The 12,890-nt window shown below is 48.2% G+C and carries 7 protein-coding genes, 2 rRNA genes and 1 riboswitch; of the genes, 2 read left to right on the top strand and 7 right to left on the bottom strand.

What is annotated here, in order from left to right; translation table 11 throughout:
* Positions 1 to 3: 3 nt before the first annotated feature.
* The 4 genes from ACJJID_RS03505 to thiC form a co-directional block, all read right to left on the bottom strand.
* Entirely contained in the window at positions 4 to 810 is an 807-nt protein-coding gene (locus ACJJID_RS03505) for a thiazole synthase (RefSeq protein ID WP_444921503.1), read from the bottom strand.
* 5 nt (positions 811 to 815) lie between these two features.
* On the bottom strand, positions 816 to 1,016 hold the full coding sequence (gene thiS / locus ACJJID_RS03500) for a sulfur carrier protein ThiS (RefSeq protein WP_444921502.1): 201 nt from the start codon (positions 1,014 to 1,016) through the stop codon (positions 816 to 818).
* Positions 1,016 to 2,092: a glycine oxidase ThiO gene (gene thiO, locus ACJJID_RS03495; protein ID WP_444921501.1), complete on the bottom strand. Its 1,077-nt coding sequence runs from the start codon at positions 2,090 to 2,092 to the stop codon at positions 1,016 to 1,018. The genes thiS and thiO overlap by 1 nt, the downstream gene beginning before the upstream one ends.
* A gap of 107 nt (positions 2,093 to 2,199) precedes the next feature.
* Positions 2,200 to 4,110 carry a phosphomethylpyrimidine synthase ThiC gene (gene thiC / locus ACJJID_RS03490; protein WP_444921500.1) on the bottom strand — a complete coding sequence of 637 codons (1,911 nt, stop codon included), beginning with the start codon at positions 4,108 to 4,110 and terminating at the stop codon, positions 2,200 to 2,202.
* An 85-nt stretch (positions 4,111 to 4,195) separates the two neighbouring features.
* A riboswitch (TPP riboswitch) is annotated at positions 4,196 to 4,294 on the bottom strand.
* Between the two features lie 272 nt (positions 4,295 to 4,566).
* On the opposite strand from thiC, the gene ACJJID_RS03485 reads away from it, so the two are divergent.
* Positions 4,567 to 5,493 carry an SGNH/GDSL hydrolase family protein gene (locus ACJJID_RS03485; RefSeq protein ID WP_444921499.1) on the top strand — a complete coding sequence of 309 codons (927 nt, stop codon included), beginning with the start codon at positions 4,567 to 4,569 and terminating at the stop codon, positions 5,491 to 5,493.
* A 92-nt stretch (positions 5,494 to 5,585) separates the two neighbouring features.
* On the opposite strand, the gene ACJJID_RS03480 is transcribed toward ACJJID_RS03485, so the two are convergent.
* A complete protein-coding gene (locus tag ACJJID_RS03480) occupies positions 5,586 to 7,136 on the bottom strand; it encodes a thioredoxin domain-containing protein (protein ID WP_444921498.1) in 1,551 nt (516 codons plus the stop codon).
* A 245-nt stretch (positions 7,137 to 7,381) separates the two neighbouring features.
* On the opposite strand from ACJJID_RS03480, the gene ACJJID_RS03475 reads away from it, so the two are divergent.
* A complete protein-coding gene (locus ACJJID_RS03475; protein WP_444921497.1) occupies positions 7,382 to 9,040 on the top strand; it encodes an acetolactate synthase large subunit in 1,659 nt (552 codons plus the stop codon).
* A 565-nt stretch (positions 9,041 to 9,605) separates the two neighbouring features.
* Here ACJJID_RS03475 and rrf read toward each other — a convergent pair.
* Positions 9,606 to 9,721 (bottom strand): 5S ribosomal RNA (gene rrf / locus ACJJID_RS03470).
* Positions 9,722 to 9,925: 204 nt separating this feature from the next.
* Positions 9,926 to 12,807 (bottom strand): 23S ribosomal RNA (locus tag ACJJID_RS03465).
* Positions 12,808 to 12,890: the final 83 nt, after the last annotated feature.

Genomic DNA, 12,890 nt, shown 5'->3' with positions numbered 1-12,890 from the left:
ATCCTAATCCTGCAGCATACTCTCTGCCTGCTGCCAGAATGGCATATCCAGGGTTGGGGTACTGGGGCTGGCAGTTTGTCGCCTGAGCATCAGGCCCGCATTAAAGGCGATTCGTCCAGATTCCACCGCCAACTTAAAGGCCTGTGCCATCCGTATGGGATCTTGCGCTTTGGCGATAGCAGTATTTAGTAATACCGCATCAAATCCCATCTCCAGAGCTTCGGCAGCCTGCGATGGCGCACCGATGCCAGCATCGATAATTAGCGGCACATCACGCAAGCGGTCACGCAGAGTTTGCAGGTTGTACTTATTCAGAAGTCCCTGCCCAGTGCCAATCGGCGCACCCCAAGGCATCAATACCTCACAGCCCACATCTAGTAACTTGCGGCACAAGACCAAATCATCAGTGCAGTAAGGCAAGACTTTAAAGCCGAGATGAACTAGCTCCCTCGCCGCCTCTACCAAACCAAAAGGGTCAGGTTGCAAGTTGTAGTCATCGCCAATGACTTCCAGTTTGATCCAGTCAGTCTGGAAAATCTCCTGGGACATTTTTGCCAGCTCGATCGCCTCACGGGAGGATTTACAGCCGGCAGTATTGGGCAACAACTGGCAACCAAACTCGCGAATATAATTCCAAAAACTATTATCCCGCTGCTGCGCTGGATTCTGTCGACGCAGAGACAAAGTAATAATTTCTGATGCTGAGGCTTGCACCGACTCACGCATAATGGCAGGGGATGGGTATAAAGCCGTTCCCACCAAAAGCCGGCTATTAAATGTTTTTCCGTAGAGCGTTAATAGATCACTCATCTTTTCTAACCCCCCACTACTGGCGCAACAATATCCAGGCTATCGCCGCTATTAATCTGTGTATTACCATATTCCGAGCGGCTGACAAAACTACCGTTTACCGCAACGGCAAATGTTTCTCCGCGATATCCAAGTTGTTGTAAAAGTGCAGTGAGTTTTATGGGAGATTCGAGGCTGTGAGCTTCCCCATTGATTGATATCTGCATCAAACCACCTGTAACCGTTGTTGAGTTACTTGATTCACGACCTGCTCTACCATCGCCGGCGCTAAAAGATAGCCGTGGCGATAGAGGCCATTTACCCGAACCAGCCCATCCTCATTGTGTATATATGGCAGATTATCCATAGTGGCAGGGCGACAGTTCACTCGAGTCTCCACAATACGAGCCTCGGCAAATGCCGGATTAAGGGAATAAAGGGCAGAGGAGAGTTCCATGCTAGAGCGTACCGAAATCGGGGACAGATCTTCGCTTTCAATTTCTGTAGCGCCAATCACAGTGCGGCCATCACTGCGAGGCACGGCGTAGAGTTTGTAGCGGGGATGAAGCAGGCGCACTGGACGCTGTAAAACCACCTCTCGGGATTCCACGACCATCACCTCACCGCGGACACCGCGCAAGCCCTCCACCTGCCCCTTGGCACCGAGGCCACGACAGTCGATCACACAGTCGAATTTCTCTTCCCCTGAAGCAAGAGAAATTTGTCCAGCTTCACAACTCACCTTACTGTGTTCTCTTAAATGCACACCCTGCTGGCGCAATATGCTCAGCAATATGGGTAACAGGCATTGATTATTGATATCCGCTTCACCCCGCAGGTAAAGCCCCTGCTCAAAGCTTTGCAGGGCAGGCTCCAACTCAGCCAGTGCATTGGCATCCAGCGGTTGCACCTGCTCCCTGGCGGATTCGCCCAACTTACCCTGCAACTCCCTCAGGAATTGTAATAACTCACTCCTGTCTTTACCGTGTGCCACCAGAATCGAGCCCGCGCTGCGGTACTCCACTTTGCACCCACTCTGCTGCTCCAGTTGCCTGGACCAGTCAGACCATAGCTCAAGGCTTTGCAGTCCCAGTTGGTAGACTCGTTTATCACTGTGCACCAACTCAGATAGTGGCGAGATCATCCCCGCCGCCGTCCAGCAGGCACCGCCTTCCGATGCCGACAAATCGCCGGCCTCAAACAATGTTATATCCAGGTCTCGCCGACTGAGCCGCCAGGCGAGTAGCCGCCCCAGAAGACCGCCACCGGCAATAGCTATACTGGCTTTGGTTTTGCCTGTCACAGATCACCCATCTTCACAAAATCAAATAGATACTGGCGATAGCAAACTCCCTTTACTCCACCGCACTCATACAAAGATTGGGGGAGCTACCCTCCCCCAGAATCGCATCAGCCCTTGTGATAAATTTCGCTACCCATATCCTTAAATTTAATCGACATCTCCTCCATTCCCCGCTCTGCTTCTTGTTTGGCCGCGTAATCGCGCACATCCTGAGTAATTTTCATGGAGCAGAATTTTGGTCCACACATAGAACAGAAGTGCGCTACCTTGCCGGATTCTTTAGGCAGAGTTTCATCGTGATAGGCTCGTGCCCGCTCCGGGTCCAAACCGAGGTTAAACTGATCTTCCCAGCGGAATTCAAAGCGGGCTTTTGACAGGGCGTCATCGCGCTTTTGTGCTCGTGGATGTCCCTTGGCCAAGTCTGCGGCATGAGCCGCAATCTTATAGGCCATCAAGCCCTCTTTAACATCCTCTTTATTGGGTAGACCCAAATGCTCTTTAGGCGTCACGTAGCAGAGCATGGCGCAACCGTAAGTTCCGATTAATGCTGCACCTATGCCAGAGGTAATGTGGTCGTAACCGGGGGCAATATCCGTAGTCAGCGGGCCGAGGGTATAAAAAGGCGCGCCGTGGCAGTGCTTTAGCTGCTCATCCATATTTTCTTTGATTTTGTGAATAGCCACATGCCCCGGTCCTTCAATCATGGTCTGCACATCGTGCTTCCATGCAACTTCTGTGAGCTCGCCAAGAGTATGCAGCTCTCCAAATTGTGCCTCATCATTGGCATCGGCGATGGAACCTGGGCGCAGACCATCACCGAGGCTAAAGCTCACATCGTAAGCTTTCATGATTTCACAGATTTCTTCGAAGTGGGTATAGAGGAAATTCTCTTTGTGGTGTGCCAGACACCATTTGGCCATGATAGAACCACCCCGCGAAACAATACCGGTCATACGCTTCGCTGTAAGCGGTACATAACGCAACAGCACACCAGCATGGATGGTGAAATAATCCACTCCCTGCTCCGCCTGTTCAATTAAAGTATCGCGATAGACATCCCAGTTCAGGTCTTCGGCAATGCCGTTCACTTTTTCCAGCGCTTGATAAATCGGTACTGTACCAATAGGTACCGGAGAATTTCGCAAAATCCATTCACGGGTTTCGTGAATATTGGCGCCAGTGGAGAGATCCATCACGGTATCGGCACCCCACTTGGTGGACCAAACCAGCTTTTCCACCTCCTCTTCAATAGAAGAAGTCACGGCAGAATTACCAATATTTGCATTCACCTTACATAGGAAGTTGCGCCCGATAATCATCGGTTCCACTTCCGGGTGATTGATATTCGCGGGAATAATCGCCCGACCTTCGGCGACTTCCCTGCGAACAAATTCGGGAGTGATTTGCGCGGGAATAAAAATACTATCGCGCGCTTTTTGATATTGGCTTTCACTCATTTCTGAAGCGAGTTTGGCGCGCCCCATATTTTCACGAACAGCGACAAATTCCATCTCCGACGTGATGATACCGCGGCGGGCATAGTGCATTTGCGATACATTACTTCCCGGTTTAGCCCGAAGCGGGCTGGGAAGATTTTCAAAGCGGATATGATCCAGCCCTTGGTCTGCCATACGTTTCTGGCTATAGGCGGCTTGACGGGAATCCAACTGCTCTGTATCGCCTCTAGCTTCTACCCAGCCCTGACGCAACTTAGGTAGCCCCTGGCGTACATCGACTTTGAAATCAGGTTCAGAATAGGGTCCAGATGTATCGTATACGGTGAGCGGCTCATTGGGCTCCAGAAGGGGATTGTCTGCATCTCCACCTACCACGCTATCCCCCAGGCAGATTTGGCGAGCGCCAACCTGAATATCCGGCGTTTCCCCAGGTAAATACACCTTTCGTGAATTGGGAAAAGATTGAACCGTAAGGTTCTCAAGAAATGCTTTAGCAGAATCGCGGCTGGCAGCGCGGGTGGATTTTCCGGCTTTGCCGGATTGTTCAATGATCTCGGACATGCGTAACCTTAAAGCTTGAGGATTTAAAGGTCGCAGCGTCCAGGGCACACGCAAAGAGAAAAGCCGCCAAACTGTAAAAAAACAGGCGACTTCAGATCTTGTTCCCTACGCGGGGGTTACCCCGATCAGGTTCAACGGATCTCGCAATAGCGATCTCAGCCCACAGGCACTCCGACAAGTAGAGCGCAGTATAGTGGAAGCTCTCGAATATGAACAGGTGGTCGATCTCAACTTTCAACAGACTCTAAATAACCCTCTCCATGGCGCTACAACCAAAAAATCTCGATGCTCTAGGCGACAAAAATTCAACACGCTTCAACTTATTTGAAGCTGACCCAGCGGTCGATATCATTCCCACCGGCACTCATTCCACGTCAACCTAAACTGCACAGGTTCACCGATCCAGTTTTAAAACAATAATGAACTACGACGAAAGTCGGTGTGGGAGAAAATACAATGTGGAATAGATATGGAGTTATAACAGCACTCGTTTTAAGTGTTATGTCGATACCGACAGCTTTAGCTGCCCCTTCTAAATCCGTTGCTGCTGGTGACAGTATTACCATGGCATTCGGAGCAGACTGTACCCGTAACAAGTATTTCTGGGATTTGTTTTGTCTCCTCGGTGGAGACCAACCAGAACACTCCTGGTTTGATGGTGATAAAAACTCCGTTGAGAGTATTTACGATAAGTACAAGATCATTTCACCCAGCATGGCTGCGAATAAAAAAGCTGCTGAGTCAGGGGCAGAAATGCGCGGAGGAAAAAAGAACTTTGCTGTTCAGGCTGATCGAATTTTATCTCAATCAAATATCCCCGACCATGTAGAAGTTGTTCTCGGAGGAAACGATATTTGTAACCGGGATTGTACCGATCCCAATAACTGTGATGATCCTCTATACACAGAAAGTGAGTGGCGCTCAGCAATTCAAGCGGGCTTAGATAAACTCGTCGACGGACTTCCCAATGGATCTACCATTCTTTTAGGCTCAGTACCAAGGGTGCAGGATCTGCGAGCAGCCGGCTTAGCCAAGCAGTCAAGCAATTCCCGGGTAAATTGTGAACATGTTTGGTCAACCTTTGGAATTTGCAAAATAGCCACTAATGGCGGCAGTTTAAATGGAGAAGACTTTGCCACTCGCTACAACGCAATTACTGCAGCTCAACGTCGCTACAATGAAATTCTCGTTGAGGAGGCGGAGAGCTATAATGGCACCAATGGTGTTGAAGTGATAGCCGAGTATACTGGGGAAGATGAGGTAAATGCTGGTACCTTCCAGTTTGGCAAAGATGACATTGGTGGTGGAGACTGCTTCCACCCCAGTATACAGGGCCAAAACATCGTTGCCGATCTACTTTGGCAGGGCAATCCAGATAAATAACTAGTCGTCCATTCGGTGAACATTGGGCCCTCCTGAAAACTTCTCAGTGGGCCCATAACTATTTACCTTTCTTTACCTCTCTTAGGCTATCTTCAATCTTTCTCAAAATAGCCCTGCTCTTCAACAACATATTGTATTCGCTGGGGCAACCCCTTTCGCATAAAAGCCACATCGATAATCTGACCGCTGGTAAGGGCATCCCATAGGTTATTTTGACCACTATGTACCCAGCTATCATTAACTCTCATTAGGACATCATTCTCTTGAAAACCCAGGGCGGTGAAGAACTCATTATTTGTGATACCTTCGAGTCGCATCAGGTGATGTCCCTCAACCTCCAATTCGGCCTCGATAAATTTGGCTTCCAGAACTTCCCGTTGCTCCAACTGCTTACTCAGCCAAGACTGCCCTAAGGTAAGAACTCCTGAAGAAGCTATCAGCTGGCGGCTCCCGGGCCCCAAAGGCTGCTCAATGCGCCGCTTTAATTCAGCATTCTGTTCATAGGAATGCGTCTGTAAAACATCAGTGCCCCCCTTCCCTTTCAAAGGTAACTTCTCCAGACCTTCTTTACTTTCAATAACTGCATAACTAGAGTGAAGACGGAGCAAGGAGGCACCAGCTAACAATTCTTGCCCTACATTATAATATTTAGCCACAGCTTCCTTTATTTGGATCAACGCCTTTGATTTGCTCTTAACACTGGATTCACTAACCCCCAGTAAAGTAAGTGGCAAACCGGTGATTGGTAAATCACGATCATCAATAATCTCATCATCTTTCCAAACATAGGTCTCTTTTGGATTTATGCCCATAGACCGCAACTCTTTTTCTATCCAATAGGCATATTGCTCAAATTTACGCGGCCCTTTTAGATATAAGCCATTAATAAAGACAACAGGTACATTTTTAAGCCCTAGACCTAGTGCCCAGTTCCTATTTTCAAGTACAGATGCTTTGGGGGTATTACTGGATAAACACATTTCAAACTTCTGAGCATCTAATTGTAACTGCCCGATTAGTTGGAAATAAGTATCCCCATCAATTTCTGGTGTTAATACATATAATGCATCGTGGTACTCCCAAAATCTGCCTTGATCAGCCGCGCAGCGTGCTGCCGTGCCAGCCCGGATACCTTCTCTGTGAAACTTAAGTGGAAAATCAAAGTGTACCTGGCTTACCCACCCCTTATAGGTCGACATAAGACGACGTATAACAGGTTGTATAGCTTTACAGTGTGGGGACTCAAAGGAGCAGAAAACCGCTAAAGTAACAGGGGCCTCCCTGCTACCTCGAGGATCCTGACTAGCAGTGGGCAAAGTAATTCTCGGCGGCTCAGGAGTAGTCAAAAGAATCTCAATTTTTTTACTGGATGCAATGTTGCCGTTTTCTTTATCTATCCAGGCATTGAGTTTATTCAAACGTAATTCATATTCCTGCTCTGCTATATCATATAAAGCCAACTCTAAAGTACTATCTAGCTCCTGTAGGGTAATTACCCGACCATCAATGCGTGCAGCCGCCTCATAAGAAGAGCTTTGTATTTGTTGAGATGTTATTTTCTCTCCCTTTCCCATACACCCAACGGCGACATAACCAAGAGAAACCAAAACTATTAGTCTCAATAGAAGCTTTAACTGCCACATGAATTAAACTCTCTTTTTCTTTTTATAGCGATCCTAACAAGCGATTAGCAGGCAACCTAATAAATAAAGAATAAGCGCCAAAATCCCTCTAAAATTGCGAGCTTATTTTGGTATTCTGGCAGTAATTTCATTAAAAAGGAGCGGTTTAGTAAAACAAATGAATTACCACCTATTCTTGGTAACGCCTTCGACTAAAGTCTCCGCTTATTTAATAGATAGTCGAACTTCATGCCAAGGAAATATCTATGAATAACACTCTAACAAACGTTTCAGAACTGATGGTTTCCTGCCTTGAGAATGAAGGGGTTGAATTTATATTTGGAATTCCCGGAGAAGAAAATATCCTCTTTATCGATGCCATAAATGGCTCCCGCTTACGATTTATCCTTGCCCGCTCGGAACAGGCTGCCGCTTTTATGGCAGATATGTATGGCCGGGTTACAGGGAAAGCTGGCGTGTGCTGTGCAACCCTTGGTCCGGGAGCCATCAATCTGCTACTGGGAGTGGCCGATGCCAATGCCGATAGCACTCCCCTCGTAGCAATTAGTGCCCAGGCAGGTATCGATAGGCTTTATAAAGAAACCCATCAGTATATTGATCTAGTGAAGATGTTTGAGCCTGTCACTAAGTCATCAAAGATGATCATAAATCCAGAGTCCACCTCCGAACTGGTACGTGCAGCATTCAAGATCTCTCAAGAGGAGCGACCCGGAGCATGTTACTTATGTGTTCCAGAAGACATAGCGGCTATAGCAGTTTCTACTAATAAACATCCACTGCCTGTTAACACCATGCAGAACCCCGCTCCATCTATGGAGAAAATCAAGAGTGCGGCAAAAATATTAAACCAATCGCAAAGACCTATTGTTCTTGTTGGTCATGGGGCGGCCCGAGCTAATGCCCAGGAGGCTTTGGTTCAGTTTTCTGAGGCTTTAAATGTAGCAGTAGCCAGCACATTTCATGGAAAAGGCACCATGCCAGAGAATCACCCAAACTCGCTGGGGGTGATGGGTTTTATGGTCCACGACTATGCCAATTTTGGCTTTGATACCGCCGACGTTGTTGTCTGTATAGGCTATGAACTCCAGGAAATGCCACCAGCACGAATAAACCCAAGAGCGGATAAAAAAATCATCTATATCCATAATTTTCCAGCGGAAGTCGATGCCAATTTCAATATCGCACAAGGTATAGAAGGAGATATAACTCTTTCCCTAAAAGAATTAACCAAACATGTAAAAGCCAAGCCAAATCTGACTAGCGAAGATTACAAAATACAAAAATTACTCAGCAAAGAGATTGGCAACGGTAAGGCATCTAATGCCTGCCCAATGAAACCCCAACGGGTTGTTGCAGATATTCGGGAAGCTATGGAGGCAGATGATATCGTGCTCACCGATACCGGTGCAGTGAAGATGTGGATGGCACGTCTGTATCCAGCATACAAGCCCAATACCTGTCTGATCTCCAACGGGCTCGCCACTATGGCCTTTGCCCTACCGGGCGCCATTGGTGTCAAGCTCGCCTATCCTGAGCGTAGGGTACTCGCAGTGATGGGTGACGGCAGCTTTATGATGAACTCTCAAGAAATTGAAACCGCAATCCGTGAGAGTATTCCCATTGTTATTTTAATTTTTGTTGATAGCAGCTATGGGCTCATCAAATGGAAAATGGATCTAGAGCTCAAGCATCACAGCCATGTCGACTTCCAGAACCCGGATTTTGTTAAATATACTGAAAGTTTTGGCGCAACGGCTTATTTAATCGAAGAAAGCGATCAACTCTTACCAACCCTGAAGCAAGCCTTGGCAGCGCACACAGTTTCTGTGATTGCCTGTCCTGTTGATTATTCTGAGAATGACAAATTAACAGATCACTTGGGAGAACTTGTGGAGTATTTTTGAGTACAAGCCATTTATCCACTTTTCAGGCTGGCTTTACTAACAGAAAGTCTGGATAGACTTGTGCATAACTGCGGTATATCCGCGCCAGGGCCCGTAGTTGCTCAGGCTCACCAAAACGTGCAAAAAATCACCGAATTTTTTATTGGTATTTCTGGGTCAGTTTTTCAGTGCAATGACTTTCTTGTACTGGAAATTAATCTTTAATTCCGGAGGATTTTTTGGGGGTAGGCGAGCTGCGGATTAAATAAAGCAGCGTGTTTTTCTGCATTGCTTATTTTTATTATGTTTGCGAAATTTATCAGGAAAGTACTTTATTTATAGAGTTAGAAATCTTCCAGTGGTTTGAGGAAGTTTTCTAGTTTATTAGGATTTTAATCGAGTAGGATTTTTCAGTAGAAGTGTTGCGAGCAAAAATTTGGCTGGAGTTTGAACGGAGTTTTTACTTTTCTCTAGAGCGGATTTTTCTTCCAACTCTTTTTCTATTTTCTGCTTTTATTATTTTTATTAACCATTTTTTCACACATAAAAAAAGGGCCACCCATTGGGTGGCCCTTTCGGATTAGAAGCCTGACGATGACCTACTCTCACATGGGGAGACCCCACACTACCATCGGCGATGTTGCGTTTCACTTCTGAGTTCGGCAAGGGATCAGGTGGTTCCACAACTCTATTGTCGTCAGGCAAACTGGCTTGGGTTGGCGTTGGTCTTATGGGCGTTTGCCCTGCGCTGCCGTTTGACTGTTCGTTTGCCATTGCTTTTTCAGCAGTTAACAGTCAACCCAAATTAGTCGGTAAAACAATCTGTAGTAATACACCGCAAGCGATTGTATGTCTCTTGCTCACAATCCGCTAGCTTAGCTAGTCGTTAGTAACCATCTCTGTTGTATGGTCAAGCCGCACGGGCAATTAGTACTGGTTAGCTCAACGCCTCACAGCGCTTCCACACCCAGCCTATCAACGTGGTAGTCTTCCACGGCCCTTTAGGACTCTCAAGGAGTCAGGGAGATCTTATCTTGAAGGAGGCTTCCCGCTTAGATGCTTTCAGCGGTTATCCCGTCCGAACATAGCTACCCGGCAATGCCACTGGCGTGACAACCGGAACACCAGAGGTTCGTTCACTCCGGTCCTCTCGTACTAGGAGCAACTCTTCTCAAATCTCCAACGCCCACGGCAGATAGGGACCGAACTGTCTCACGACGTTCTAAACCCAGCTCGCGTACCACTTTAAATGGCGAACAGCCATACCCTTGGGACCGGCTTCAGCCCCAGGATGTGATGAGCCGACATCGAGGTGCCAAACACCGCCGTCGATGTGAACTCTTGGGCGGTATCAGCCTGTTATCCCCGGAGTACCTTTTATCCGTTGAGCGATGGCCCTTCCATACAGAACCACCGGATCACTATGACCTACTTTCGTACCTGCTCGTCATGTCTGACTCGCAGTCAAGCGCACTTATACCATTATGCTCATTGCATGATTTCCGACCATGCTGAGTGCACCTTCGTACTCCTCCGTTACTCTTTGGGAGGAGACCGCCCCAGTCAAACTACCCACCATACACTGTCCTCGATCCGGATAACGGACCAGAGTTAGAACCTCAAACATACCAGGGTGGTATTTCAAGGACGGCTCCACAGCAACTAGCGTTACTGCTTCAAAGCCTCCCACCTATCCTACACAAGTAGGCTCAAAGTTCAGTGCAAAGCTGTAGTAAAGGTTCACGGGGTCTTTCCGTCTAGCCGCGGGTACACTGCATCTTAACAGCGATTTCAATTTCACTGAGTCTCTGGTGGAGACAGCGTGGCCATCGTTACGCCATTCGTGCAGGTCGGAACTTACCCGACAAGGAATTTCGCTACCTTAGGACCGTTATAGTTACGGCCGCCGTTTACCGGGGCTTCGATCAAGAGCTTCGCCGAAGCTAACCCCATCAATTAACCTTCCGGCACCGGGCAGGCGTCACACCCTATACGTCCTCTTACGAGTTTGCAGAGTGCTATGTTTTTAATAAACAGTCGCAGCCACCTGGTCACTTCGACCGGCCTCAGCTTAGGGAGCAAGTCCCATCACCAAAACCGGCGTACCTTCTCCCGAAGTTACGGTACCATTTTGCCTAGTTCCTTCACCAGAGTTCTCTCAAGCGCCTTGGTATTCTCTACCTGACCACCTGTGTCGGTTTAGAGTACGATTCACTATTACCTGAAGCTTAGAAGTTTTTCCTGGAAGCAGGGCATCAACCACTTCACCCACTAAGTGGGCTTCGTCATCAGTTCTCAGCCTTAGGGACCCGGATTTGCCTAAGTCCCCAGCCTACAACCTTAAACATGGACAACCAATCGCCATGCTGGCCTAGCCTTCTCCGTCACTCCGTCGCAGTAATAGCGAGTACAGGAATATTAACCTGTTTCCCATCGACTACGGCTTTCGCCCTCGCCTTAGGGGTCGACTAACCCTGTCCCGATTAGCGTTGGACAGGAACCCTTGGTCTTCCGGCGGGGAGGTTTTTCACCTCCCTTGTCGTTACTCATGTCAGCATTCGCACTTGTGATACCTCCAGCAGACCTCCCGATCCACCTTCAACGGCTTACACAACGCTCCTCTACCATGCTCCTAAGAGCATCCGCAGCTTCGGTTACCAGTTTTAGCCCCGGTATATCTTCCGCGCAGGCCGACTCGACTAGTGAGCTATTACGCTTTCTTTAAAGGATGGCTGCTTCTAAGCCAACCTCCTAGCTGTCTGGGCCTTCCCACATCGTTTCCCACTTAACTGGTATTTGGGACCTTAGCTGGCGGTCTGGGTTGTTTCCCTTTCCACGACGGACGTTAGCACCCGCCGTGTGTCTCCCGCGATTGCACTCCTCGGTATTCGGAGTTTGCATGGGGTTGGTAAGTCGGGATGACCCCCTAGCCCAAACAGTGCTCTACCCCCGAGGGTGAGACGCGAGGCGCTACCTAAATAGCTTTCGAGGAGAACCAGCTATCTCCCGGCTTGATTAGCCTTTCACTCCGATCCACAGGTCATCCCCTAATTTTTCAACATTAGTGGGTTCGGTCCTCCAGTTGATGTTACTCAACCTTCAACCTGCCCATGGATAGATCGCCGGGTTTCGGGTCTATTGCCTGCAACTAAACGCCCTATTAAGACTCGATTTCTCTACGGCTCCCCTAAGCGGTTAACCTTGCTACAGACAATAAGTCGCTGACCCATTATACAAAAGGTACGCAGTCACCCCGAAGGGCTCCTACTGCTTGTACGTATACGGTTTCAGGTTCTATTTCACTCCCCTCTCCGGGGTTCTTTTCGCCTTTCCCTCACGGTACTGGTTCACTATCGGTCAGCTGGGAGTATTTAGCCTTGGAGGATGGTCCCCCCATATTCAGTCAAGATAACACGTGTCCCGACCTACTCGATTTCACTCTAAATGCCTTTTCGTGTACGGGGCTATCACCCTGTATCGCGGTACTTTCCAGAACCTTCCACTAAAACATAAAGAGCTTAAGGGCTAATCCCCTTTCGCTCGCCGCTACTCAGGGAATCTCGGTTGATTTCTTTTCCTCCGGGTACTTAGATGTTTCAGTTCCCCGGGTTCGCCTCCCTAACCTATGTATTCAGTTAGGGATACTCCTAAAAGGAGTGGGTTTCCCCATTCGGACATTCTAGGATCAAAGCTTGTGTGCCAGCTCCCCTAGACTTTTCGCAGGCTCCTACGTCCTTCATCGCCTCCAGCTGCCAAGGCATCCACCGTATACGCTTAGTCGCTTGACCATACAACACAAACGACTACTAACGACTTTAACATTCAGACTCAACAATAAATCATTGGCCTGAACGCCGGATTGTGTGCTTGA

The organism is Microbulbifer sp. CnH-101-G (assembly GCF_052466775.1).
This window is presented reverse-complemented; position numbering and strand designations above follow the sequence as displayed.